Raw genomic sequence first — 23,587 nt, 5'->3', positions numbered from 1 at the left:
GGCAGGCCGCCGCCGACGCGTGGCGCGGCCCCCGCGATGTCAGTCCTTCTGGGTCTTGGCCTGGGTGACGTTGGTGCCCGGCGGAACGCTTTGTGTCAGCCAGACATTGCCCCCGACGGTAGAGCCGCGGCCGATGGTAATGCGTCCGAGAATGGTGGCGCCGGCGTAGATCACCACGTCGTCCTCGACGATGGGATGCCGCGCGATGCCCTTGGTGAGCTTGCCGTCGGGGTCTGCCGGGAAGCGCTTGGCGCCCAGCGTTACCGCCTGGTAGAGGCGCACGCGTTCGCCGATGATGGTGGTTTCGCCGATGACTACGCCCGTGCCATGGTCGATGAAGAAGCTGGCGCCGATCTGCGCGGCCGGGTGGATGTCGATACCGGTGGCCGAGTGCGCGATGTCCGAGATCAGGCGGGCCAGGAATGGCGCCCCCAGCTCGTGGATGGCATGCGCCAGCCGGTAATGGATGATGGCCTTGATGCCCGGATACGAGAGCAGGATTTCCGAGATGCTGGTCGCCGCCGGATCGCCCTGGTAGGCGGCATGCAGGTCACTGACCAGCACGGCGCGGATGGCGGGCAGCCGGGCCGCGAAGCGCCGTGTGATGTCGACCGCCTTGGACTGCAGCGTTTCTTTGTCGTGGGTGTCCGGCGCCTCGGAGAAATACAAGGCGCGGCGGACCTGCTCGCACAGCAAGTTGAGTGTGTTGTTGAGGGTATGGCCGACGAAATAGTCGATGCTGTCGTCGGTCAGCCTGCAACGTCCGTAGTGGGTCGGGAACAGGGCCGCCGACAGCCCCTCCAGAACGGTGACCAGCATTTCGCGCGAGGGCAGTTCGCGTACGCGGTCGAGGTAGCGGATCTTGTGCTCGACCTCGCGCGAGACGCGCAGCTGCTCGACGATGTCGGCCAGGTGCCATTCGGGCGAGTCGTCCGGGGAGAGGGTATGCGATGGCGTCATGATGGAACGAAAACCGGTTGCGTGAGCAATGCCGACAAGCATAGTCGAAGCGGCGCATTCCGCTAGGGGAAACCCTTTTGACTCGTCTGGTATGGCCCGAAACGGTAGAATATCGCCCCAAGTCGCCGCGCCCAGGGGCTTGCACCGCCGTGCGTAACGGCGGTTCAACGGCAGTTCGGCAGTTCGAACGGGAGCCCAGGCGCAACGTCGACACCTACAGGGACATACATTATGAACCGCATTTTCAGTCAATCGCTGCTGGCCGCGGCCGCGCTCGGTACCGCGGCGTTCGCCAACGCCGCGGAAGTCAAGATCGGCGTGGCGGCGGCATTGTCCGGCGGTGCCGGCCAGTACGGCGCTGCCATTCGCAATGGTTTCCAGCTTGCCGCCGACCAGATCAACGCCGCCGGCGGCGTCAACGGCAACACCATCAAGCTGGTCATTGAAGACGAGCAGGGCAAGAAAGAAGAAGCCATCAACGTTTTCAAGAAACTGATTTTCCAGGACCGGGTCGTGCTGATCTTCGGGCCGACGCTGTCCAATTCGGCCCAGGCCGCGGACCCCGTTGCCCAGGGCGCCAAGACGCCGGTGTTCGGCACCTCGAACACGGCCGACGGAATTACCTCCATCGGTAACTACGTCTTCCGCAACTCGGTCACCGAGGCCGACGTGCTGCCCGAGACCATCCGTATCGCCGCCAAGCACAACAACATCAAGAAGGTCGCGGTCTTCTACGGCAACGACGACGTTTTCACCAAGAGCGGCTACGACAATTTCAAGAAGGCGCTGGAAGACCTGAAGATCCCGGTCACCACCACCGAGACCTTTGCCAAGGGCGACGTCGACTTCAAGGCCCAACTGACCAAGATCAAGGCTACCAACCCCGATGCCGTCGTGCTCTCGGCGCTGATCGCCGAGGGCGGCCCCATCATGGTCCAGGCACGCCAGCTGGGCCTGAACGTGCCCTTCATCGGCGGCAATGGCATGAACTCGGTCAAGGTCTTCGACCTGGCCAAGGACAAGGCCGATGGCCTGTGGGTGGGCAGCCCCTGGTCGATCGAGAACGCCACGCCCGAGAACACCAAGTTCATCTCCGCTTACAAGGCGAAGTACAATGTGGCGCCGGATCAGTTCGCCGCCCAGGCCTACGACGCGATGTACATCGTGGCCGAGGCCCTGAAGAAGGTGAAGATCTCCGGCAACGTGCAAGCCGACCGCCAAGCCCTCCAGACGGCGCTGCCCGAAGTCAAGACCACGGGCGCCACAGGCGCCTTCCAGTTCCGTCAGGCCCAGGGCGCACGCGGCAAGCCGGGCGGCTACGATGCGGTGCAGACCCCCATCGTCATGGTCACTCGTGGTGGCCGCTACGTAATCGAAAAGTAATCGATGGCATTGCCGAAGCCGCCGGTCGTCCCGGCGGCTTGCACAGGGGCGCAGAGTTTTCCGCGCCCTTTGCAAGAAGCGGGGCTCGCGCCCGTCCTTGTCTTGTGAACCCAACCGCATCGCGCTCACATCACGGTCCGACACATCCCCCCGGCCCGAACGAGGGCGCAGGGGACCCGGCCTAGCCGGTCCGCCAGCGCCGCCCCTGCAGGGCACGCGAAGCGCGTAGGGGGGGGCTGGTATATAACATGTTGGAGCAGCAACTCGTCAACGCACTCTCGCTGGGGTGCGTTTACGCTCTGTTCGCGCTGGGTTTCACGCTGGTATTCGGCGTGCTGGGCGTCATCAATCTCTCGCATGGCGCCGTGTTCATGATCGGCGCCTATGTGGCCCTGCAGCTGGTGTCGCAACTCGGCCTGCCGCTCTGGGCGGCGCTGGTCGGGGCCGCGCTGGGCAGCGGACTCGTCGGCATCCTGATCGACGTGCTCATTCTCAAGCGGCTGCGCAAGCGCAACGCGCCTCACCTCATCCCCATGATCGCCACCATAGGCGTTGCCATCGCCCTCAACAGCGGCGTGCAAGGCATCTACGGCGCGGCCAACATGCGCTTCCCGGCCGGACTGGTGCCCGACGACGCCATAGAGATCGGCGGCCTGCACATGACGGTCATCGAGTTGATCATCATCTTCCTGTCGTTCGCGCTCATGGCCGCGCTGATGGTGATCATGAAGAAAACCCAGCTTGGCAGGGCGCTGCGCGCCATCGCCGAATCGCCCAAGGCGGCGTCCTTGCTGGGCATCAACGTCGAGGGCCTGTTCCTGCTGACTTCGTTTGCGGCCGCCGCGCTGGGCGGGGTGGCCGGCGTGCTGATCGGACTCTATTCCAACGCCGTCTTTCCGCTGATGGGGCAGCCCATGCTGCACAAGGGCATCGCGGTGATCATCCTGGGCGGAATGGGCGACATCCGGGGCGCCATGATAGGCGGGCTCTTCCTGGGCTTCGCCGAAGTCCTGTCGGTTGCCTACGTCGGGTCCACCATGCGGGACGCCGTGGCGTTCGGCCTGTTGTTCCTGATCCTGCTGGTCCGCCCGCAAGGCCTGTTCGGCAAGGTGCTGGAGCGCAAGGCTTAAAGGACGATCAAAAAATGGAATGGTTCGAGAATTTCTGGGCGATCTACAGCAACCTCGTGCTGACGCTCGGCACCAACGCCTTGCTGGCGCTGTCTATCTACCTGACGCTGTCCTGCGGCATGCTGGCAATGGCCAATGCGGCTTTCATGGGCATCGGCGCCTATACCGCTTCCCTGCTTACCATGAACTGGGAGATGCCGTTCCCGGTCGCGCTGCTGGGCGGCATGGCGGCGCCCATGCTGGTGGCCTTCATCATCGGCAAGCCGACGCTGCGCCTCTCCGGGGTCTATCTGGCCATGGCGACGCTGGGGTTCGGTGAAGTCGTGCGGGTGGTGATCCTGAATACCGAGTCCTGGACCGGCGGCGCGCTGGGCCTGAACGGTATTCCGCAACTGACCCAATGGTGGCACATCGCGCTGGCGGTGGTGCTGGCACTGGCCGTGTTGTACCGGTTGCGGCGCTCCAAGGTCGGCCGCGCGTTCGAAGCCATCAAGGAAGACGAAACCGCCGCCGGCCTGATGGGGATAGACGTCAACAATACCAAGATGCTGGCCTTCGTCCTGGGCGCCTTGCTCGCGGGCCTGGCCGGCGGGTTGAATGCCCATCTGACGTTCTTCATCGGCCCCAATGAATACGGGTTCGATCGCGGCGTAGAAATCCTGACCATGACGATTCTCGGCGGGATCGGCAGCCTTGCCGGCCCGGTGGTCGGCAGCGTGATACTGACGCTGCTGCCCGAGACCTTGCGCGCGTTCAATGATTTCCGTCTGGTCATCAACGGCGTGATCCTGGTGCTGATCGTCCTCTTCCTGCCCAAGGGAATCTGGGACCCCGCACTGCTGCGCAACGCCCTGCGAGGCGCGTCGCGCAACGCCCGGTGAACGACTGATATGCTCAAACTCCTATCCATTTCCAAGAGTTTTGGCGGACTGCACGTTTTGCAGAACGTCAATATCGAGGTCCCGCAGGGGACCATCTTCGGCCTGATCGGTCCCAACGGCGCCGGCAAGACGACGGTGTTCAACCTCATCACCGGCTTGCTCGAGCCGTCTGGCGGGACGCTGACCTTCGACGGCCACGACCTGGTCGGGACCAAACCGCACCGGATTACCCGGCTGGGCATTTCCCGCACGTTCCAGAACATCCGCATCTTCAAGGAAATGTCGCTGCTCGAGAATGTCGTGGTAGGCATGCACCGCCATCTCGACTATGGCCCGGCGGGTTTGCTGCTGTCGCTTCCCGGATACCGGGCCCAGGAACGCCGGGCCCGGGAACGGGCGCTGGAATTGCTGTCGTGGGTAAAGCTCGAGCACAAGGCGCACCAGACTGCCGACAACCTTTCCTATGGCGACCAGCGCAAACTGGAACTGGCCCGCGCATTGGCGACCGAGCCCAAGCTGCTGTTGCTGGACGAGCCTGTGGCCGGCATGAATACCGGCGAAAAAGTGGACCTGATGGCCGAAATCCAGAACATCAAGGCACGGGGCTATACGATTTTCATGATCGAGCACGACATGCGTTTCGTGATGGGTTTGTGCGACCGGATCTCGGTTCTCAATTTCGGACGCATCATTGCCGAGGGGCGCCCCGAGGAAATCCGCAGCAATCCGCTGGTCATCGAGGCCTACCTCGGGCGCGAAGACGAGGTGGCAGACGGGGTGCAGCAATGAATCCGTTGTTGAAGGTATCCGGGCTCCAGGTCTCGTACGGCCATATCGCGGCAGTCAAAGGCATCGACTTCGAACTGCACGAGGGCGAGATCACTACGCTGGTCGGCGCCAATGGCGCGGGCAAGTCCACGACGCTGCTGGCCCTGTCCGGGTTGGTGCCCAAAGCGTCGGGTTCGGCATGGTTCGACGGCGAGGACATCTCGCGCCTCGCCCCGCACAAGATCGTTGCCAAGGGTATCGTCCAGGTCGCCGAAGGGCGGGCCATCCTGACCACGATGACCGTGCGCGAAAACCTGGAGCTCGGCGCCTACACGCGCCGGGACAAAGGCGAGGTCGAGTCCGACCTGGACCGCGTGTTCGAACTTTTCCCGCGGCTCAAGGAACGCCTGGACGGCACGGCGGGCAACCTGTCGGGCGGCGAGCAGCAGATGCTCGCCATCGGCCGCGCTCTCATGGCCAAGCCGCGCTTGCTGCTGCTGGACGAACCATCCATGGGCCTGGCTCCCATCATCGTGCAGGAAATCTTCCGGACGCTGCGCGAGATCAACCGGCAGGGGTTGACCATATTCCTGGTCGAACAGAACGTACGCCAGGCGCTCAAGATCGCCCACCGGGCCTATGTGCTCGAGACCGGCACGATCGCGTTGTCGGGGAGCGGCAAGGAACTGCTCGATGATCGTCGCCTCGTGGATGCTTATCTGGGGGGTTAGCAGTCGAAGTGGCGAGGGATTCTCGCGGCAGGAAAAGCACGTCGTCATGACGTGCTTTTTTTTGCGGACCTTGGTCAAGGTGACGCGCAGAGTGCGTTCGATGAACGAATGCACGGAAAAATTGGAGCGCGGCGTTTCTTTAGTGCCAAAAGGGTTGACATTGTTCGGTGCACCATTAACACTTCGGGCCTCGACTTTTAGAGATTGATATGGTCAAAAAATCGCAACCCGTTAAGGCCGCCGCGAAACCGGCAGCCAAGAAGCCGGCCGCGAAGGTCGCCAAGAAGTCTGCTCCCGCCAAGACTGGTGGAGCCGGCGTGCTGGCGAAACTCGAAGCTGCCGCCGTGCGCCTGGGCGAAGCTGCAAAGAAAGCGCTCGAGCGTTCGGAAAAAGCCCGCAAGGAAGCCGCTCAACGCGTGAGCCTTTATGAAAAGGCCGTCAAGGCCGCCATGAAGGAAGCCAAGGCTGTCGTGGCCGCAGGCGACAAGAAGCCTGCTGCCAAGAAAGCCAAGGCTGCTTCCAAGGTCGCGGCGCCGGCCAAGAAAGCCAAGCCGGTAGCCAAGGCTGCCAAGCCGGCCGCCAAGCCCGCTGCCAAGAAGCCCGCCGCCAAGCGCGTGGTGCGCAAGAAGGCGTCGGCGCCCGCCGCCGCGCCGGTTGCCGAGTCGCAAGCCGCTTCGGCTGCACCGACCGCCGCCTGAGCTGCGCTTTGCTCAAGAAAATGCCGCCCACAAGGGCGGCATTTTTTTTGCATCGATGTCGACCATAGGACAGCCTTGCGACATCAGGCCACGGCGTTTTTTTTCAGGCAGGTGCGAACGACGGTGATGTCCGAGAAAACCATGCCGACGCTACCTTCGGCGATCTTCGCGCCGCGGTTCAGAACCACGCAGCGATCGCACAAGGCATGCACGGCTTCCATGACCTGCTCACTCAGAATGATGGCCATGCCTTCTTCCTTGAGCGAGCGAATCAAGGAGATGCCCGCTTGCAGTTCGGACGGTTCGACGCCTCCCAACCATTCGTCGAGCAACAACAGCCGTGGTTCGAGCGCCAGCGCCCGTGCGAGTTCCAGCCGCTTCCGATCGGCGTAGGCAAGCTCGGCCGCGCGCGTGTCCGCTTGGTCCGTCAGCCCGACCCGGCCCAGCAGCGAGCGGGCGCGGGCCGTGGCACGGATTCCCCACCTTGGATGCCGGCCGAAAGCTAGGCTCGCGGCCACGTTCTCCAGGGCCGTCATCTCGCGTAGCACCCGCACCAGTTGAAATGTGCGTGCCACGCCCGCCTGGGCAGCCCGGTAAGAATCCATGCCCGCAATCGACTGTCCTGCCAGCAGGATCTCGCCGGCATCCGGCGACAGTGCGCCCGAAATCAGGTTGATGACCGTCGTCTTGCCCGACCCCTTGGGGCCGAGCAGGCCCAGGACCTCCCCGGCGTGGACCGCAAAGTCCAAGTCACTGACGGCGGCCAGGCCGCCAAAGGTTTTGCGCAGCGCTGAAATGCGAAGCAGGGCAGCGGTACTCATGCGGCCTCCTCGGACGCGGGACTCCATTACACTTTGGCGTTATTTCTCTTCCTGTGCTGCCGTGAAGCTATTCGTGAATCGAGATTTGTCGTGGGGGGCGCTGGCTGGGGCCTTGGCCCTCATGTTCCTGGTATCGAGCGCGCTGCGCGGACCCTTGCCTGGAGGACCGTTCAGCGAGCGTGTGCCGGTGCTTGCCCAATATGCCGGGGCATTCCTCGCGGCGGCGCTGATGGGCGCTTTCATCGTGCTGGTCATCTGGGGATTCAAACGGTTTCGTTCCGAGCCGTACGCGACGCCGCGGCGCGACCTGGCACTGGCGATACTGTTGATGACCATCGTCACCTTCCGCCCCGCGCAAGCCGCAGCGGCCGGGGTTCCCGACATGCCGGGAGATCTTGGCCGGCCGTGCCAGGTGCTTCATGTTTCGTAGGCGGTCCGCCCGCGGGCCAGGTACGGTGCCAGCGCGAACAGGTCCACGTTGCCGCCGGAAATGATGACGCCCACGCGTTTGCCCCGCACATCGATCTTGCCGGACAGCAGGGCGGCCGCGCCGAGCGCGCCGGTTGGTTCGACGACGAACTTCATGCGCTCCATCAGGAAGAACATCGTGCGCAGCAGCTCGTCGTCGGTCACCGTAAGCATGTCGTGCACATAGGACAAAATCAGCGGAAACGTATATTTGCCCGCCGACTGGGTCCGGGCGCCGTCGGCGATGGTGTCGGGGTTGTCCACCGTCTGCAGGCTTCCGCTGCGGAACGACCGGTTGACGTCGTCGCCCGCGGCGGGCTCTACGCCTATCACTTTGATGCCCGGGGCGCAGCCGCTGGCTGCGATGGCCGATCCGGACAACAGTCCGCCGCCGCCGCAAGGCACCAGCAGGTAATCGAGCGGACCGGTCTCGCGCAGCAGCTCGAGGGCAGCGGTGCCTTGGCCCGCGATCACATCCGGGTGGTCGAAAGGGGGGATGGTAGTCAGTCCTTCCCGCTGCGCCAGTTCGGCGGCGATATGTTCGCGTTTCTGGGTTGCGCGGTCGTAGATGACGACGCGCGCACCGTAGCCGCGGGTGGCCTCGAGCTTGACCCGCGGCGCGTCGTTCGGCATGACGATGGTGGCGGGAATGCCGAGCAGCTGTCCCGCCAGCGCGACGGCTTGCGCATGGTTGCCCGACGAGTAGGCCACGACGCCGCGTTTGCGCGCTTGGTCGGGAAGCCTGGCGAGGGCGTTGTAGGCGCCGCGGAACTTGAAGGCGCCCATGCGCTGGAAGTTTTCACACTTGAAGAACACCGAGGCATGCGTGCGCGCATCGACGGTGCACGAGGTCAGCACGGGCGTGCGATGCGCGTGGCCCGCGAGCAGCGCGGCGGCTGCCTCGACGGAATGGAAGGCGACGGACATGGACATTTCACGATGAATGCCGGCCGGAGATGGCCGATGCTGGAAGCATAGTCCAATCGGCGCAAAAGCGCGGCCATCGCCAGGCCTAGGCCAAGTGGACGGCAGTTCAGGGTATCCCCTGGTGTTGACGCCCGGCCATGGTGCAGCGACAATGCGCCCTGACGTATTAACCGTACGTTCCTCCAAAGGGGAGTAGTTCGGGAGCCCTCGCAGGCTCTTTCGCACGATCGTCAATACGTGGAAGTCTGCTTCCTCCGGTCGTGCGGATCACCGCCCGGTGATCGAACAAGACCTTTGCAGCCTGGCACCAGGTCCTGCAAGGGTACTTCCGTTCCCGGTCATTCCTGTTGCCAGCAGAGGTCGACAACTTCTCTGGAGATATTCGCGTGGAATGGCTATCGGCATTTGCCGCAGAAACCTTTACGACCCAGTTCCTCTTCGCACTGGCGTCCATCATCGTGATCGATATCGTGCTGGCCGGCGACAACGCCATTGTCATCGCGCTGGCCGCACGCAACCTGCCACCGGCCTTGCAGAAAAAGGCCATCATCTGGGGAACGGTCGGCGCCATCGTCGTGCGTACCCTGATGACGTTGGCTGTGGTGTGGCTGCTCAAGATCCCAGGCCTCATGCTGGTGGGCGGTCTGGCCCTGCTGTGGATTGCGTACCGTTTGCTCACTTCCGATGACGACGGGCACGGGTCGGCGGAAGTCAATACGAGCTTCGCCGCTGCCATCAAGACCATCGTGATCGCCGATGCCGTCATGGGGGTGGACAATGTGCTGGCCGTGGCCGGCGCTGCACACGGCAGCTTCCTGCTGGTGGTGCTGGGCCTCTTGATCAGCGTGCCTATCATGGTCTGGGGCAGCCGCCTGATCCTGCGCCTGATGGAGCGCTATCCTGTCATCATCTACATCGGTGCGGGCGTGCTGGTCGTCACCGCGGTCAAGATGGTGGTGGGCGAACCGCTGGTCAAGCCCTGGTTCGAAGCCAACGCGTGGGTGTCGTGGGCGCTCTATCCGCTTGCGCTGGTCGCCATTCTGGGCGGAAGCCGCATGGTTTTGGCCAATCGCGGGAAGGACAAGGCTCCCGAATCCAGCGCGGCGTGACCACCATCGTAACAAGCGCTGCCGCCGGGGCGGTTACTTTTTGCGGCCCCGAACTGGGGTAAGCTTGCGGCATCCGTCCCGGCGGTGAGGGATGCCGCGCCCGTAGAACGGCGTCCGGCTTCGGCCTGGCGCCGTTTGTCTATCAGCGGGCCGCCTGTCCGCTCAACTCTTTTGCGCATGACGACGAACGAACTTTCGACCTGCACACCACGGTCCGCGACATCGCGCTGGGGCAGCCTGGCAGTACGAGGCATGCTCGTACTGCTGACGACCGCGCTGCTGATGCTGGACGACTGGATCCAGCAGTGGTTCACTGCGGCGAACCAGGCCGACTTCGAACTCAACTATTTCCTGGCGCTGTGCGCTTTCAATCTTGGCTTGTGGCTGTCCGGAAGCCGGGTATTCGTCTCCTGCATCCTGGCGCTGCTGGGGGGCATGGAGCTGGTGCAGCTGGCGCATATTTCGTACGCCGGCAGGCCGCTCGATCCAGTCGGGCTGGCGAGTCTTTTCTCGGAATTCCACGACGTCAGGCAGGTCGCGTTCGCCGAGTTCTGGGATCACGTCCACGTGCTGCCGGCCGTGCTGGCCCCTTACGTGACCGCGTGGTGGCTGTTCATGGCTTACATGCGGTCCGATGTGCGGCGGTGGCAGCGCACGCTTGGACTGGTGCTGGTCGCCGCCGGGTTGCTCTCCAAGCCATATCGCGCCACCTACCGCGACCTCAACGCCTTTCTGCCCGGGCCTACCCGCAGCGGCCTCCACAATTCACTGAACACGTTCAGTTTCGTCCTGGTCGACAGCCTGTTGCGTGACGGCGTGCACGCTGCGCCGCTTGGTCCCGGCCCGAATCCGCCAGTGGTGACGTCGGTGCGGTCCGATGCCCGGCATGTGTGGCTTTTCGTGGCCGACTCCTTGCGCAGCGACCATCTGGGCATCATGGGTTACGAACGCAATACGACGCCCCGCCTCGCGCAGCGCCTGGAGCAGGGACTGGTTGCCCGCAAGGGCGTGGCAGCGGCCGTCTCCACGGCTGCCAGCATGCCGCTTATCCTCAACGCTGTTCGCGAGCCGGGGCAACTGGCGCAGATCAGGACACTATCGACCAACCTGTTCAAGTTCGCCAAGGAGGCCGGGTTCAAGACATACTGGATCTCGTCCCAGGAGTCCAAGCTGCTCAATGGCGTGGGCAGCCCGTATGTCGACGTTTCGATCACCCGCGAAGACGAACCCAGCCGCTTTCACGCCGAGGGCGATGAGGCGCTGCTGTCTTTGCTGAAAGAGCAGGAATGGCCCGAAAAAACGTTCGTGGTGGTGTTGCTTCGATCGGTACACGCTCCCTACGACGCCAATTATGCCCACGCGCGCGATCGGTTCGCGCGCTGGCCGGATGATCCAGGGCAGCCGCGCGAGGTACGCATGCGCAATGCCTACGACAATGCGGTGCTGTATCTCGATGACCTGCTGGACCGGATGATGGGCGAGTTCGACAAGCTGCCGGGCCAGCGCCATCTGGTGGTTACCGGGGACCACGGCCAATTGCTGGGAACGCATGGCTTGTGGGGACACAATGTCCTGGAGCCGGAGGTGGCCGACGTGCCGGTGCTGTCATGGAGCCGCGATGCGCCCCTCGAGGCCGGCGCGGCGATGGCCGGGCAGCGATGGGTCAGCCACTTCGAGATGTCGCGCTGGCTGGCTGGCGTGCTGGGCCGGGACATCCGGTCGCCGTCGGCCATCGATGGCGTGCATTATGTGCAAGGCAAGCATTTGTACGGCTCCAATACCTTCCGCGAAGTACACGAAGGCGTGGCACTGGAATTCTCCGAGGTCTTGCCGGTCGGCCATGCGCTACCTGTTCGCGCTTACAATCCGGTCCGCTCGCTGGTCGCACGTTGAGTGCGCGCGGTTCCGGATTTCCGTATGTCACCATCGTCCGAGTCATCGTCGCCGTTTGAACTCGTGAGGGGCGGCAATGCGCTGCGCTCGCTGGCCCTGGCTGGCGGCGTGGCGCTGCACGCGATCAATGTCTATGTCGTCACGACGATCATGCCGACGATCGTCCGCAGCATCGGCGGCCTGGCTTATTACGCCTGGAACACGACGTTGTTCGTGGTGGCGTCCATCCTGGGCTCGGCCTTGTCCTACCGGCTGATCGACCGCATGGGGCCGCGGCGGGCCTATTTGTGCGCGCTTGCGCTGTTCTGCACCGGCTCGCTGTTGTGCTCGGCGGCGCCGGCCATGTGGTGGCTGCTCGTCGGCCGCACCGTACAGGGGCTGGCCGGTGGCGTATTGCTGGCCTTGTCGTATGCGTTGATCCGGCTGGTGTACGAACCGCGGCTGTGGTCGCGCGCGTTGGCGTTCGTGTCGGCCATGTGGGGCGTGGCGACGCTGTCGGGGCCGGCGCTGGGAGGACTGTTCGCCTCTCTCGGCTGGTGGCGGCCCGCCTTCCTGTCGCTGCTTCCCGTGGCGGGTGCACTTGCCGTCATGGTCCACCGCCTGGTGCCGGCCACTGCGCCGGCATCGTCGTCCGGCGCCGGGATGCCCTGGGGACGACTGGGGCTGCTGGCAGGCTCGGTATTGGCTATTTCGGTTGGGAGTCTGTCCGGCCATCTTGCGTGGAATGCCGCGGGCCTGGCGATGGGCCTGGCCCTGGTCGCATGGATGGGACGCCTGGACCTGCGCGGCGCGTCGCCGCTGATGCCCGCCGAGGCCTATTCGCCTCGCACGGTGTTGGGCGCCTGCTATATCACCATGGCCATGCTCGTCATTGGCTTGACCAGCGAGATCTTCGTGCCGTATTTCCTGCAGACCATTCATGGCAGTACGCCATTGGCCGCCGGTTATCTCACGGCTGTCATGGCAGGCGGCTGGACCGTCGCGGCATTGATGTTCTCGGGGCGTGCCGGGCGCGCCGCGGCACGGTTGATGCACGACGGCCCCGTGGTTACCACCGTGGCGCTGGCGTGGCTGGCGATACTGATGCCAGGTCGCCTGGATGGCGCGTGGGCCTTCCCGGTCCTGTGCCTGGTCCTGGGGGCGGTGGGCTTCGGCATAGGGATGTGCTGGTCGCATTTCGTGACGCGCGTATTCCGATCGGCCCCGGCTGGCCAGGAAAACCTGGCGTCGGGAGCCGTGACCACCATCCAGCTCTATGCGATCGCGCTCGGGGCGGCCCTGGCGGGCATGGTGGCAAACGCCGCCGGCCTGGCCGATCCGGGCGGGTTGGAAGGCGCCCGCACGGCAGCCGGCTGGCTGTTTGGCGTCTTTGCATTGGCGCCGGCGGTGGCGGTATGGAGTGCGCGGCGGGCGGCCCGGTCCTGAGGCGGTACCGGCGCCGCCGGCTTCAATCGTGTTTTTCGCCGCCCAGGGCCTCGACGACGTCTGCGATCAGCTTGCCGAGTTCTCCCGACATCAGCGCGAAGTCGGCGTCGAAGCGTTCCGCATCGTTCTGTGCCAAGGTGTCGGCATTCTCCTTGAGCACGTCGAGTGGCGCGATCCGCTTGACGGCCAGCGACTCGGTCAGTACGAAGGACACCCGGTCAGCCCATGTCATGGCCAGGCGGGTGCATTGTTTGCCGGCCTCGATATGGCGGCGTACGTCCTCGGCCTCGACCGATTGCCGCACGTAGCGGACTGTCGCCCGCCCTTCGCCGCTGGAGCGCAATTCCGTGTCCTGGTCTATGGTGAAATTGGCCGGCGCCTCGCCGCCGGCCAGCCAGTCCGTCATGGCCGCCGCGGGAGAGGTCTGGACGTGCAGGTTGGCCAGGGGGAACTTGTCGATGGCCCGGTTCAGCAGTTGCAGCATTTCATCGCAGCGTGCCGATGAGGAAGCGTCGATGCACAGCCAGCCGTTGCGCGTGTCGATCCAGGCGCGGGTATCGCGCAGGATGCTGAAGGCGCGCGGCAGCAGCGTTTCCTTGACGTTTTCCTTGATTTCCTTCATCTGCTTGCGGCCGGGCTTGTAGCCTTGCTGCTCCTCGATTTCCTGGGCCTTGGCCTTGGCGACCTGGTTGACGACGGTAGCGGGCAGCAGTTTTTTTTCCGTACGCAGCGTGACCAGCAACTGGCCATCGACGCCGTGGGCCAGCAGGCTGCCGTTCTCGAGCGGCGGTGCCCATCCCTGGGTTTGCAGTTCGAGGCTGGAGCCGGGGGCAAAGGCGTGCGGCCGGAGCAATTCGTCGAGCCGCTCGGGCGTCATGGGCCAGGGAGCGGGAATGCGATAGATCTGCAGGTTCTTGAACCACATGGGAGGGGCCGGGCAAAAGGATCGATTCTATACGACCCGCCCGGCGCCCTTCATCCCAGGTCCAGCGAGCTGTCCTTCTTGGACTCGCGCGGTACGTCGGGTGACAACTGCCAGAATATCCATGCCGACGCGGCGGTGAGCAGGCCGATGCAGATGAAGGTGGCGTGGAACGCTGCCAGGGTGTCATCCGGGCTGCCATGGTCGATCAACTGGCTGAAGGCAGCGAGTATGCCGCCGGCAACCGTGACGCTCAGGCTCATCGCCAGCATTTGCGTCATGGACAGAATGCTGTTGCCGCTGCTGGCGCCTTGCTGGCCGAGGTCCTTGAGCGTGAGCGTGTTCATGGCAGTGAACTGGAGCGAGTTGACGGCGCCGAAGAAGGCCATCAGTACCGCCTGCGCCCATACCGGATGGGACGCGTCGACCAGCGAGAAGCTGGCAATCGTCAAACCGACCAGCACGGTATTGACTACCAGCACGTGCCGGTAGCCGAACCGGGTAATGAGCGCCGTCGCCATGCGCTTGCTGAGCATGCCGGCGGCCGCCACCGGCAGCATCATCAGGCCCGAATGCGTGGGCGAATACCCCAGGCTCAATTGCAACAGCAAAGGCAGCAGGAACGGCATGCCGCTGCTGCCCAGCCGCGCGAAGAGATTGCCCAGCAGGCCGATCGTAAAGGTGTGGATGTGGAACAGGGTAGGCGAGAAGAGCGGGGCGGCCTGCCGGGTGGCGCGCAGCCAGTACGTCACGATGCTGATCAGGCCGAACACCAGCATGAGCACGATGGGCGCATGACCGACGCCGCGCCCCGATATGCCGTCGAGCGCGAGCGAGATGGCGGCCATGCCGAACGCCAGCAGTCCGTAGCCGACGGTGTCGAATGCGGCTGGATGGGGCTCGCGCTTGTCGATCAGGAAAGCCCGCGTTGCCAGGCCACCGGCAAGCCCCACCGGAATGTTGATCAGGAACACCCAGTGCCATGAGAACTGTTCGGACAGCCAGCCGCCCAGGACCGGGCCGATCATGGGTCCGACCATGGCCGGGATGGCGACGAAGCTCAGCGCGGGCAACAGGCGCTGGTGAGGAAAGCTGCGCAGTATGGTCAGCCGGCCGACCGGCATGAGCATCGCGCCGCCCGCGCCCTGTATGACGCGCGAAGCCACCAGCTGATTCAGGTTCTGCGACAGTGCGCACAGCACCGATCCGATGGTGAAGAACACGATGGCGGTGAAGTACACGCGGCGCGTGCCGAAGCGGTCCGCAAGCCAGCCCGAGGCGGGTATCAGTACTGCCATGGTGAGGGCGTAGGAAATGACCACGGATTGCATGCGCAGGGGACTTTCGCCCAGGCTTGCGGCCATCGCCGGCAGCGCTGTGTTCACGATGGTGGTGTCCAGCGTCTGCATGAATAGCCCGATGGCGACCAGCCACAGGGTGATATTGAGCGATTTTTCCGTTTCCACAAGCATGCCCGGGTACATCGGTGCCATTAGGATAGCTTGATTCGTGGCGGCGGCATGGTCTAAGGTGGTATGGCCGGTATTCGGCGCGGCCTGCGGGCATGGCCTTTGCTGCCGGCATGCACAACCAACCGGGAGACGACGATGTCGGAACATGTATACAAGCAGCTCGAATTGGTCGGATCGTCCACCACGTCCAGCGACGACGCCATTCGTAACGCCATCGACCGCGCCGCGCTGACCATGCGCCATCTCGCATGGTTCGAGGTGACCCAGCTGCGGGGACACATCGAGGACGGCAAGGTCGCGCATTGGCAGGTGTGCCTGAAGGTCGGCGTGCGCCTGGAGGACACCAGGAAATAGGAGCCTCGGCCGGGGCAGAGCGGCGCGGCGGCCGGAAACCGGCCGCCGGGGGGCGCCGCGGGCGGGACGCAAGCCCGGGCGTGCGCTAGATGCTTTTCTTGAGAATTGTTATCATTACTGATCGGACGAATTCTCAAGCAGGTGCCGCGCACCCCCCGTATGGAAAAACAGTCAGATCGCTTCCTGGAACAGAAGCGCCGCTCATTCTGGTTGAAGCATCTGCATCAATGGCACTGGATCAGTTCGGCGGTCTGCCTGGTCGGCATGCTGCTATTCGCCGCGACCGGCATCACGCTTAACCACGCCTCGCAGATCGAGGCGCATCCCAGGGTCGTATCCAAAGAAGGGCAACTGCCGCCCGAGCTGGCACGCGCCTTGGCCGAAGCCAAGGCGGCGGACAAGGCGCCGCTGCCGGCTCCCCTGCGGTTATGGCTGCAAGGCCAACTGGCCGTCACGGTCGGGGAGCAGCCCGCGGAATGGTCGCCCGACGAAATCTATCTTTCCCTGCCGCGTCCGGGCGGCGACGCCTGGTTGAGCGTGGAGCTGCCGGACGGCGCCGTGCGCTACGAAAGCACCGATCGGGGATGGATTTCCTATTTCAACGATTTGCACAAGGGACGCAACACAGGCGAGGCCTGGAAGTGGTTCCTGGATGTCTTCGCGGTCGCCTGCCTGGTGTTCTGCGTGACGGGATTCTTCCTGCTGCACATCCATGCCCGCAACCGGCCCGTGACCTGGCCCATGGTGGCTCTGGGCGTGGCCGTGCCCTTGTTCCTTGCGCTCGTTTTCATTCACTGAAGAGGTTTTGGCTATGCGTACGCTGATCCCGGTGGCCGTGGGCGGCCTGTTGGTGGGACAGGCCCAGGCCGCCGACATGGCGGTGAGGATAGAAATTCCCCGCTTGAACGTCGCTGAATACCACCGTCCCTACGTGGCCGTCTGGGTCGAGGGACCGGACCAGAAGGTCGCCGCCAACCTGGCCGTCTGGTATGACGTCAAGCTCAAGAATGACGAAGGCACGAAATGGCTCAAGGACATGCGGCAATGGTGGCGCCGCAGCGGCCGCGAATTGACCATGCCGGCCGACGGCATCAGCGGCGCGACCCGCCCGGTCGGCGAGCACCAGTTGTCGTTCAATGAAGGCAAACCGCCGCTGGGCAAACTGGCGGCGGGCAAGTACGAACTGGTAGTCGAGGCCGCCCGCGAAGTCGGCGGCCGGGAGCTGCTGCGCATCCCGTTCCAGTGGCCGCCGACGGCGCCGGCCAAATCCGAAGCGCGGGGCGAGCATGAGCTCGGCCGAGTGGCGCTCGAACTCAAACCCTGATCCTTGGCAATCTCCCTCATAGGAAACCGCAATGAAGACGTCCCTGAAACTGGCCGCGCTGGCCCTGGCGTTCAGCCTGCCGCTCTCCGTCCAGGCGCACCGCATGTGGATGCTGCCTTCGGCCACCGTGCTGTCGGGCGCCGACCCCTGGGTGACCGTGGATGCCGCCATATCCAACGACCTGTTCTATTTCGAGCATTTCCCGCTGCAGTTGGCCAACCTCGCGGTAACCGCGCCGGACGGCAAGCCGGCCAAGGCGGAGAACCAATCCACGGGCCGTTATCGCAGCACCTTCGACGTACACCTGACCCAGACCGGCACCTACAAGATGGCGGTAGTCAACAACGGCTTGTTCGCTTCCTACAAGGAAGATGGCAAGAACAAGCGCTGGCGCGGATCGGCCGAGAAGTTTGCGCAGGAGGTTCCGGCCAACGCGCAGGATCTGCGGGTCACGCAGACGAACAGCCGGCTCGAGACTTTCGTGACCGTCGGAAAGCCCACCGATACGGTGCTTCGTCCTACCGGCCAGGGGCTGGAGCTCGAACCCATCACGCACCCCAACGACCTGTTCGCCAAGGAGGAAGCAAGCTTCCGCCTGCTGCTGGACGGCAAGCCCGCCGCAAATATCGAGGTATCCATCGTGCCGGGCGGGATCCGCTATCGCGATCAGTTGCACGAAATCAAGACGCGCACCGACGCGGATGGCAAGTTCTCGGTGACCTGGCCCGAGCCGGGCATGTACTGGATGGAGGCCGAGACGCGCGACGACAAGACCACCATCGGCGCGGCCAAGGAGCGGCGTTCCACCTACGCCGCCACGTTCGAAGTGCTGCCCGAATAAACCTGCGGCGCCCCGGCCTGCCCCAGGTGTATGGGGAAGGGGCCGCGGCTGCTTCGCCTGGCACCTGGTGCCCCCATCGGGGGCTTTTTTTCTGCTGATGAACCGCGTCCTCGTCCCCCTCGTCCTGTCGCCCGATGCGCGCCGCGGCCATGCTCCGCAAGCGCGGCTGTGCGTCCTGGGCGGGCCCACCATGGGGACCAGCTGGTCGGTCAAGTTCGTCGATGACGGCACCGCGCCTGCCGACCTGGAAGCGCAGATACGGGCCGAGCTGGACGAAGTCATCAACCAGATGAGCACTTGGCTGGACAGTTCGGACTTGAGCCGTTTCAACGCGGCACCCGCCGGCAGTTGGCACGTGTTGCCGCCGGCATTGTTCCTGGTCCTGGAACAGGCGTTGGCGATCGCCGGGGAAAGCGGCGGAGCCTATGATCCGACCGTCGGCCCGCTCGTGGAGATATGGGGCTTCGGGCCGGAAGGGCCGCATGCGCGGCCCGCGGAAGCCGACATCCAGGCCCAGCGCTCGCGCGTGGGCTGGCACCGCATCGAACTGGACCCGGTGCGCCGGCGCGCGCGCCAGCCGGGCGGTGCCTACGTGGACCTGTCCGGCATTGCCAAGGGATACGCCGTGGACGCCGTCGCTCGCCGCCTGCGGCGAGCCGGCGTGGCCGGCTACCTGGTCGAGATCGGCGGCGAGCTTTACGGGCACGGAGTCAAGCCGGATGGCCAGCCGTGGTGGGTCGAATTGGAGCAGCCAGCGGGCGGTCCGCTTGCCATGGGCGAAGACAAGGGCCCGGCGGCCGCGACATGGGCGGCATTGGACGACCTGGCGATTGCCACCTCGGGCGACTACCGGCGCTACGTGTCCGATGGCCAAGGCGTGTATAGCCATACCATAGACCCGCGCAGCGGCGCGCCCATCGACAACGGCCTGGCGTCGGTCACGGTGTTGCATCCCGAATGCATGGCGGCCGATGCACTGGCCACCGCGCTGACCGTCATGGGGCCGGATGCGGGCCTGGCCTGGGCCAGTCGCCGAGGCCTGGCCGCGCTGTTCGTCCAGCGTACGGCAGATGGTCTCAAGGAAACGATGACGCCCAATTTCGCGGCGATGATGGAATGAAAGAAAAGCCTGATCTTGTGCCGGCGAGACTGGCCGGCGGGGCCGTGCTGGTGCTGCTGGCGGCTTTGGCGCTGGCCATGCGGACCGGGCTGCCGTGGTCGCCGGACGTCCGCCGCGCCGCGGCCGGCCTGCTGGTAGTGGCCTGCTATGTGGCGTTCTGCGCCTGGATCGGTCTACGCCGGCGTCGGGCTGCGGCCGGAACAGGGGCGGTGGCAACAGGGCCCGATGCCCTGCTGGTGGCGTACGCCAGCCAGACCGGCTTTGCCGAGCAGATCGCTCGCAAGAGTGCGCAGGCGCTACAGGCCGCCGGTCTTCCGGTGCGGCTGGCAAACCTGGGCGAACTGGGCGGGACTGCTTTGCAGCAGTTCAGGAAGGCGCTGTTCGTAGTCAGTACCACGGGCGAGGGCGACGCGCCCGATAGCGTGGCCCGGTTCGCGCGCGGGACGCTGGCGCGGGAGCTTCCGCTGCGCGGCTTGAGCTACGGTGTGCTCGCGCTGGGAGACAGCAGCTACCGCCAATACTGCGCATTCGGGCAGGCGCTGGCCAATTGGCTGCATCGGCAGGGGGCAGAGCCATTGTTCGACCCCATCCTGGTGGATGACGGCGACGAAGGGGCGCTGCGTCACTGGCAGCATTATCTGAACGTGCTGGGGGCCAGCGCCGAAATGGAAGACTGGGCCCGGCCCAGCTATCAGCCATGGACGCTGGTGGAACGCCGCCTGCTGAACGAGAAGAGCCCGGGCGACCCGGCGTATCACCTGGCGCTGGTGCCCGGTGCCGGCGTCGACGCCAGCTGGGAGGCGGGGGATATCGCCGAAGTCGGTCCGCGCAACGATCTGCATGCGGTCGACGCGATGTTGGCTACGCTGGGTCTCGACGGTGCGCAATCCGTGGGGGAGGCGGGCGGCTCGGCATCCTTGCGTGAAGTGCTCGCCACGCGCCTGCTGCCGCATGACAAGGCCGGGCGGGCGGCATTGCACGGCCTGACGGCTGAACAATTGGCGGCAACGCTGCCGGTTATTCCACATCGCGAATATTCGATCGCTTCGCTGCCGTCGGATGGCCGTCTGGAACTGCTGGTTCGCCAGATGCGGTACCCCGAGGGGCGCCTGGGGCTGGGCTCCGGCTGGCTCACCCGGTATGCCGGGATAGGCGCGACAGTCGATCTCCGGCTGCGGCGCAACGGCAGTTTCCATGCCCCGCCTCCGGGCCTGCCCTTGATCCTGATCGGCAACGGTACCGGCATGGCCGGATTGCGTGCCCATTTGAAGGCCCGCGCCTTGGCCGGTGCCCGGCGAAACTGGCTGCTGTTCGGCGAACGTACGCCGGAATGCGATTTCTTCTACCGGGAAGAAATCGAGGCTTGGCAGGCCCATGGGCTGCTGTCACGCGTCGACCTTGCGTTCTCGCGCGCGCCGGGCTGGCCACGCTATGTGCAGGATTGCCTGCCTGCGGTCGCGGCCGAGGTGCGGGCCTGGCTCGAGGAAGGCGCCGCCATTTATGTATGCGGCAGCCTGCAGGGAATGGCCGCAGGGGTAGCGGCGGAACTGGAGCGGATACTGGGGCGCGATCGGCTCGACGAGCTGGCCGAGCAGGGCCGGTACAGGCGCGACGTGTACTGATCAGGCTGCCGTGCCGGTAGGCCGGTGGCCACTGACCTCGGCCCCGGCATCGCGGCGCAGCCGGGAGAAACTCAGCAGGCTGCTCAGCGCAAGCAAGCCTACCAGCAGAAAGGTGATCCGGAAGTCGACGACCTGGTATGCGCCCGCAGCATCTCCCCGCAACGCGGCACACAGATGCAGGAACACCGCACCTACGGCAATGCCCAGCCCCATGGACATCTGCTGCGTCGTGCTGAAGAGGGTATTGGCGCTGCTCATCTGAGGCTGCGGCACTTCGGCAAAGGCCATCGACGTCAAGCCTGTGAACTGCATAGACCGGGTCATGCCGCATATCAGCATGATGAGGATAGTCAGCACAACAGGGGTCTGCGCGGACAGCACCGCACACACGGCGATCGAGGCCGCCGCCAGGGCGCCGTTGAAGACCAGGACGTTGCGGAATCCGAAGCGGCGCAATGCCTGGGTAGTGACGAGCTTCATGCCCAGGTTGCCCAGCATGCTCGCCAGGTACAGCATGCCGGCCTCGAACGCGTTCAGGCCGAACCCGACCTGGAATAGCAGCGGCAGCAGGAAGGGCATGGCGCTGATGGCCGTCCTGGAGATCGTCCCGCCGATCATGACGGCGCGGAACGAGGCGACGCGCATGACGCCAGGATCGATCAGGGGGTGGGCATGCCGGCGCAGGTGGACCCCCAGCCAGACACCGCAGGCGATGCCCGCGCCGATCAGCGCCACGCCCCACTGCCAGTGGCCGCCATAACCCAGCATCTCCACGCCGACCATTACGGCACTCAGGGCCAGGGCACTGAGCACGAAGCCGGCCAGGTCCAGGGGACGCCGCTCCTGCGGCGCCGATTCAGGGATGTAGGCGCGGATCAGGAAGATGCCGGCGATCCCGAACGGCACGTTCAATAGAAAAATCCACTGCCAACTCAAGTAGGTGGCCAGGAATCCGCCCAGTGGCGGGCCGATCACCGGCGCGATCAAGCCTGGCCAGACGATGAACGCCATGGCGCGGACCAGGTCCTCCTTGCCGGTATTGCGCAACACCGCCAGGCGGCCGACGGGAACCATCATGGCCCCCGCCATGCCCTGGAACACGCGGGCAGCCGTGAATTGGGCGACGCTGGTACTGAGCGCGCACAGCACGGAAGCTACGGTAAAGGCGGCGACCGCCCAGGCGAAAACGCGGCGCGTACCCAGCCGGTCGGCCACCCAGCCGCTGATCGGTATGAAGACCGCCAGCGTTACGAGATAGGACGTCATGCCTATGCTGAGGTTGACCGGGTTGGTGCCGAAGGTGACCGCCATTTGGGGCAGCGCAGTGGCGATGACCGTGCCGTCCAGCGTTTCCATGAAGAAGGCGGCGGCGACGATGAGCCAGATGATATTGGGCTTGGCAGGGGCGGCGGTCATAGGGCTGCGCGGGCGGGCATGGCCGGGGCAGTATATCGCCGCTCCGGCGCATCCGGCAGGCGGCACGGCAAATAACTTAGAATCGTAAGAAAACGAGGGGCGAGGATGACGCAAGCAAATCCGCAAGCATTGAATGACCGGACCGTGCGCCGCAATGCACTGGTGCTCAGCTGCGCGCAGGCATTGGGCGGCGCGAGCCCGGCCATCGTCATCTCCCTCGGCGGCCTGGTGGGCCAGACGCTGGCTTCCGACAAGGCGCTGGCGACCTTGCCGGTCAGCCTCTACAACCTCGGCCTGGCGTTGGGGACCATCCCGGCGGCGATGCTGATGCGCCGCCTGGGCCGGCGCGCCGCCTATATGCTGGGCGCGGCGCTGGGCGCCGGCGCGGGCCTGTTGGGTGCCTACAGTATTACCGCCTCATGGTTTGCCCTGTTCTGCCTGGCAACCGCCATTGCCGGCATGTACGGCGCCTGCGTGCAGAGCTATCGTTTCGGCGCTACCGATGGCGCCGACGCGGCGTTCCGTGCCCGCGCCATTTCCTGGGTCATGGTCGGCGGTCTTGCCGGCGCGGTCATCGGCCCGCAGACCGTCATCTGGACACGGGACGCCATCGGCGCCATTCCGTTCGCCGGCAGCTTCCTCGGCCAGGCGGGCTTGGCGCTGGCCGCCATTCCGGTCCTGATGCTGCTGCGGGGGTCGGCACGGCCGGCGGCCGAACAGAGCGGCGGCCGCCCGTTGAAGGAAATCGTGGCTTCGAGCCGTTTCGTGGTGGCCGTCATCGCCGGCATCGTCTCGTTCGGCATGATGAGCTTCGTGATGACGGCTGCGCCGATCGCCATGGTCGCGTGCGGACATACCGTGGGCGAAGCCGCGCTGGGGATCCAGTGGCATGTGCTGGCCATGTTCGCGCCGAGTTTTTTCACCGGACGCCTGATCTCCCGTTTCGGCAAGGAACGCATCACGATGGCCGGTCTGATCCTGATGGCGGTCTCGGGCACCGTGGCGCTTGCGGGCCTGAGCGTGGCGCATTTCTGGCTTTCCCTGGTATTTCTGGGGGTAGGGTGGAACCTCGGATTCATCGGCGCCACCGCCCTGGTCACCGATTGCTACCGGCCCGAAGAACGTACCAAGGTGCAGGCGCTCAATGACTTCCTGGTATTCGGCTCGGTGGCGCTGGCCTCATTCTCGTCGGGCAAGCTGCTCAATGCGGCAGGCTGGGAAACCATCAATTGGCTGCTTTATCCCGCCGTGGCGATCGTGCTGGTACCGCTGCTTTGGCAGTCCGGGCGCGTGGCCCGGGCCCCGGCTGCCTGACGCCCGGC

The 23,587-nt window shown here is 65.0% G+C and carries 23 protein-coding genes; 17 read left to right on the top strand and 6 right to left on the bottom strand.

The window, feature by feature from the left end; all coding sequences use genetic code 11:
• Positions 1-39: 39 nt before the first annotated feature.
• Positions 40-960, bottom strand: coding sequence for a serine O-acetyltransferase EpsC (gene epsC, locus QHC78_RS19750; RefSeq protein ID WP_319747638.1), 921 nt, complete (start codon positions 958-960; stop codon positions 40-42).
• Between the two features lie 231 nt (positions 961-1,191).
• Between epsC and QHC78_RS19745 the strand changes: the two genes are divergently transcribed.
• The 6 genes from QHC78_RS19745 (at position 1,192) to QHC78_RS19720 (ending at position 6,551) form a co-directional block, all read left to right on the top strand.
• Positions 1,192-2,343: an ABC transporter substrate-binding protein gene (locus tag QHC78_RS19745; RefSeq protein WP_319747636.1), complete on the top strand. Its 1,152-nt coding sequence runs from the start codon at positions 1,192-1,194 to the stop codon at positions 2,341-2,343.
• A 248-nt stretch (positions 2,344-2,591) separates the two neighbouring features.
• Positions 2,592-3,473, top strand: a complete 882-nt coding sequence (locus QHC78_RS19740) for a branched-chain amino acid ABC transporter permease (RefSeq protein ID WP_319747635.1) — start codon at positions 2,592-2,594, stop codon at positions 3,471-3,473.
• 14 nt (positions 3,474-3,487) lie between these two features.
• Positions 3,488-4,354, top strand: a complete 867-nt coding sequence (locus QHC78_RS19735; RefSeq protein WP_319747633.1) for a branched-chain amino acid ABC transporter permease — start codon at positions 3,488-3,490, stop codon at positions 4,352-4,354.
• A 9-nt stretch (positions 4,355-4,363) separates the two neighbouring features.
• A complete protein-coding gene (locus QHC78_RS19730) occupies positions 4,364-5,143 on the top strand; it encodes an ABC transporter ATP-binding protein (protein WP_319747632.1) in 780 nt (259 codons plus the stop codon).
• Positions 5,140-5,853, top strand: coding sequence for an ABC transporter ATP-binding protein (locus QHC78_RS19725; RefSeq protein WP_319747630.1), 714 nt, complete (start codon positions 5,140-5,142; stop codon positions 5,851-5,853). The genes QHC78_RS19730 and QHC78_RS19725 overlap by 4 nt, the downstream gene beginning before the upstream one ends.
• 209 nt (positions 5,854-6,062) lie before the next feature.
• Complete coding sequence (locus tag QHC78_RS19720; protein ID WP_319747628.1) at positions 6,063-6,551, top strand: histone; 489 nt, start codon at positions 6,063-6,065, stop codon at positions 6,549-6,551.
• An 83-nt stretch (positions 6,552-6,634) separates the two neighbouring features.
• Here the strand turns inward: QHC78_RS19720 and QHC78_RS19715 are convergent, their stop codons facing one another.
• Entirely contained in the window at positions 6,635-7,372 is a 738-nt protein-coding gene (locus QHC78_RS19715) for an ABC transporter ATP-binding protein (protein ID WP_319747627.1), read from the bottom strand.
• Positions 7,373-7,445: 73 nt separating this feature from the next.
• On the opposite strand from QHC78_RS19715, the gene QHC78_RS19710 reads away from it, so the two are divergent.
• Positions 7,446-7,802 carry a hypothetical protein gene (locus QHC78_RS19710; protein ID WP_319747625.1) on the top strand — a complete coding sequence of 119 codons (357 nt, stop codon included), beginning with the start codon at positions 7,446-7,448 and terminating at the stop codon, positions 7,800-7,802.
• Here QHC78_RS19710 and QHC78_RS19705 read toward each other — a convergent pair.
• The gene (locus tag QHC78_RS19705) at positions 7,790-8,773 is read right to left on the bottom strand and encodes a threo-3-hydroxy-L-aspartate ammonia-lyase (RefSeq protein ID WP_319747624.1); all 984 of its coding nucleotides are present in this window, start codon (positions 8,771-8,773) and stop codon (positions 7,790-7,792) included. The two genes, QHC78_RS19710 and QHC78_RS19705, sit on opposite strands and share 13 nt — an antisense overlap.
• A gap of 380 nt (positions 8,774-9,153) precedes the next feature.
• Between QHC78_RS19705 and QHC78_RS19700 the strand changes: the two genes are divergently transcribed.
• From QHC78_RS19700 to QHC78_RS19690, 3 genes are all read left to right on the top strand, one after another.
• Entirely contained in the window at positions 9,154-9,876 is a 723-nt protein-coding gene (locus QHC78_RS19700; RefSeq protein ID WP_319747622.1) for a TerC family protein, read from the top strand.
• Positions 9,877-10,128: 252 nt separating this feature from the next.
• Complete coding sequence (locus QHC78_RS19695; protein WP_319747620.1) at positions 10,129-11,769, top strand: sulfatase-like hydrolase/transferase; 1,641 nt, start codon at positions 10,129-10,131, stop codon at positions 11,767-11,769.
• A 24-nt stretch (positions 11,770-11,793) separates the two neighbouring features.
• Entirely contained in the window at positions 11,794-13,194 is a 1,401-nt protein-coding gene (locus tag QHC78_RS19690; RefSeq protein ID WP_319747619.1) for an MFS transporter, read from the top strand.
• 22 nt (positions 13,195-13,216) lie between these two features.
• Here QHC78_RS19690 and QHC78_RS19685 read toward each other — a convergent pair whose 3' ends face one another.
• Positions 13,217-14,119, bottom strand: coding sequence for a recombination-associated protein RdgC (locus tag QHC78_RS19685; RefSeq protein ID WP_319747617.1), 903 nt, complete (start codon positions 14,117-14,119; stop codon positions 13,217-13,219).
• Between the two features lie 50 nt (positions 14,120-14,169).
• On the bottom strand, positions 14,170-15,588 hold the full coding sequence (gene mdtD / locus QHC78_RS19680) for a multidrug transporter subunit MdtD (RefSeq protein ID WP_319747615.1): 1,419 nt from the start codon (positions 15,586-15,588) through the stop codon (positions 14,170-14,172).
• 135 nt (positions 15,589-15,723) lie between these two features.
• Here mdtD and QHC78_RS19675 point away from each other — a divergent pair, with 135 nt between their 5' ends.
• The 6 genes from QHC78_RS19675 (at position 15,724) to QHC78_RS19650 (ending at position 20,849) form a co-directional block, all read left to right on the top strand.
• The gene (locus QHC78_RS19675) at positions 15,724-15,942 is read left to right on the top strand and encodes a dodecin (protein WP_319747614.1); all 219 of its coding nucleotides are present in this window, start codon (positions 15,724-15,726) and stop codon (positions 15,940-15,942) included.
• A gap of 159 nt (positions 15,943-16,101) precedes the next feature.
• Positions 16,102-16,740 carry a PepSY-associated TM helix domain-containing protein gene (locus QHC78_RS19670; protein WP_319747612.1) on the top strand — a complete coding sequence of 213 codons (639 nt, stop codon included), beginning with the start codon at positions 16,102-16,104 and terminating at the stop codon, positions 16,738-16,740.
• A gap of 13 nt (positions 16,741-16,753) precedes the next feature.
• Positions 16,754-17,266: a DUF2271 domain-containing protein gene (locus QHC78_RS19665; protein WP_319747610.1), complete on the top strand. Its 513-nt coding sequence runs from the start codon at positions 16,754-16,756 to the stop codon at positions 17,264-17,266.
• Positions 17,267-17,297: 31 nt separating this feature from the next.
• Positions 17,298-18,107 carry a DUF4198 domain-containing protein gene (locus QHC78_RS19660; RefSeq protein ID WP_319747609.1) on the top strand — a complete coding sequence of 270 codons (810 nt, stop codon included), beginning with the start codon at positions 17,298-17,300 and terminating at the stop codon, positions 18,105-18,107.
• Between the two features lie 97 nt (positions 18,108-18,204).
• Positions 18,205-19,227: an FAD:protein FMN transferase gene (locus QHC78_RS19655; protein ID WP_319747607.1), complete on the top strand. Its 1,023-nt coding sequence runs from the start codon at positions 18,205-18,207 to the stop codon at positions 19,225-19,227.
• Entirely contained in the window at positions 19,224-20,849 is a 1,626-nt protein-coding gene (locus QHC78_RS19650; RefSeq protein ID WP_319747605.1) for a sulfite reductase subunit alpha, read from the top strand. The genes QHC78_RS19655 and QHC78_RS19650 overlap by 4 nt, the downstream gene beginning before the upstream one ends.
• Here the strand turns inward: QHC78_RS19650 and QHC78_RS19645 are convergent, their stop codons facing one another.
• Positions 20,850-22,265, bottom strand: a complete 1,416-nt coding sequence (locus tag QHC78_RS19645; RefSeq protein WP_319747603.1) for an MFS transporter — start codon at positions 22,263-22,265, stop codon at positions 20,850-20,852.
• A gap of 105 nt (positions 22,266-22,370) precedes the next feature.
• On the opposite strand from QHC78_RS19645, the gene QHC78_RS19640 reads away from it, so the two are divergent.
• The gene (locus QHC78_RS19640; protein WP_319747601.1) at positions 22,371-23,579 is read left to right on the top strand and encodes an MFS transporter; all 1,209 of its coding nucleotides are present in this window, start codon (positions 22,371-22,373) and stop codon (positions 23,577-23,579) included.
• Positions 23,580-23,587 lie beyond the last annotated feature (8 nt).

It is taken from the genome of Pigmentiphaga sp. (assembly GCF_033795525.1).
GTDB lineage: Bacteria > Pseudomonadota > Gammaproteobacteria > Burkholderiales > Burkholderiaceae_B > Pigmentiphaga.
Note: the sequence above shows the minus strand (reverse complement) of the source record. Positions and strands in the feature narration are given on the sequence as shown.

What these genes read in the sequence shown, in the direction of transcription:
- epsC (WP_319747638.1), bottom strand. Translation starts at nt 960, where the DNA reads ATGACGCCATCGCATACCCTCTCCCCGGACGACTCGCCCGAATGGCAC.
- QHC78_RS19745 (WP_319747636.1), top strand. Translation starts at nt 1,192, where the DNA reads ATGAACCGCATTTTCAGTCAATCGCTGCTGGCCGCGGCCGCGCTCGGT.
- QHC78_RS19740 (WP_319747635.1), top strand. Translation starts at nt 2,592, where the DNA reads ATGTTGGAGCAGCAACTCGTCAACGCACTCTCGCTGGGGTGCGTTTAC.
- QHC78_RS19735 (WP_319747633.1), top strand. Translation starts at nt 3,488, where the DNA reads ATGGAATGGTTCGAGAATTTCTGGGCGATCTACAGCAACCTCGTGCTG.
- QHC78_RS19730 (WP_319747632.1), top strand. Translation starts at nt 4,364, where the DNA reads ATGCTCAAACTCCTATCCATTTCCAAGAGTTTTGGCGGACTGCACGTT.
- QHC78_RS19725 (WP_319747630.1), top strand. Translation starts at nt 5,140, where the DNA reads ATGAATCCGTTGTTGAAGGTATCCGGGCTCCAGGTCTCGTACGGCCAT.
- QHC78_RS19720 (WP_319747628.1), top strand. Translation starts at nt 6,063, where the DNA reads ATGGTCAAAAAATCGCAACCCGTTAAGGCCGCCGCGAAACCGGCAGCC.
- QHC78_RS19715 (WP_319747627.1), bottom strand. Translation starts at nt 7,372, where the DNA reads ATGAGTACCGCTGCCCTGCTTCGCATTTCAGCGCTGCGCAAAACCTTT.
- QHC78_RS19705 (WP_319747624.1), bottom strand. Translation starts at nt 8,773, where the DNA reads ATGTCCATGTCCGTCGCCTTCCATTCCGTCGAGGCAGCCGCCGCGCTG.
- QHC78_RS19695 (WP_319747620.1), top strand. Translation starts at nt 10,129, where the DNA reads ATGCTCGTACTGCTGACGACCGCGCTGCTGATGCTGGACGACTGGATC.
- QHC78_RS19690 (WP_319747619.1), top strand. Translation starts at nt 11,794, where the DNA reads ATGTCACCATCGTCCGAGTCATCGTCGCCGTTTGAACTCGTGAGGGGC.
- QHC78_RS19685 (WP_319747617.1), bottom strand. Translation starts at nt 14,119, where the DNA reads ATGTGGTTCAAGAACCTGCAGATCTATCGCATTCCCGCTCCCTGGCCC.
- mdtD (WP_319747615.1), bottom strand. Translation starts at nt 15,588, where the DNA reads ATGCTTGTGGAAACGGAAAAATCGCTCAATATCACCCTGTGGCTGGTC.
- QHC78_RS19675 (WP_319747614.1), top strand. Translation starts at nt 15,724, where the DNA reads ATGTCGGAACATGTATACAAGCAGCTCGAATTGGTCGGATCGTCCACC.
- QHC78_RS19670 (WP_319747612.1), top strand. Translation starts at nt 16,102, where the DNA reads ATGGAAAAACAGTCAGATCGCTTCCTGGAACAGAAGCGCCGCTCATTC.
- QHC78_RS19665 (WP_319747610.1), top strand. Translation starts at nt 16,754, where the DNA reads ATGCGTACGCTGATCCCGGTGGCCGTGGGCGGCCTGTTGGTGGGACAG.
- QHC78_RS19660 (WP_319747609.1), top strand. Translation starts at nt 17,298, where the DNA reads ATGAAGACGTCCCTGAAACTGGCCGCGCTGGCCCTGGCGTTCAGCCTG.
- QHC78_RS19655 (WP_319747607.1), top strand. Translation starts at nt 18,205, where the DNA reads ATGAACCGCGTCCTCGTCCCCCTCGTCCTGTCGCCCGATGCGCGCCGC.
- QHC78_RS19650 (WP_319747605.1), top strand. Translation starts at nt 19,224, where the DNA reads ATGAAAGAAAAGCCTGATCTTGTGCCGGCGAGACTGGCCGGCGGGGCC.
- QHC78_RS19645 (WP_319747603.1), bottom strand. Translation starts at nt 22,265, where the DNA reads ATGACCGCCGCCCCTGCCAAGCCCAATATCATCTGGCTCATCGTCGCC.
- QHC78_RS19640 (WP_319747601.1), top strand. Translation starts at nt 22,371, where the DNA reads ATGACGCAAGCAAATCCGCAAGCATTGAATGACCGGACCGTGCGCCGC.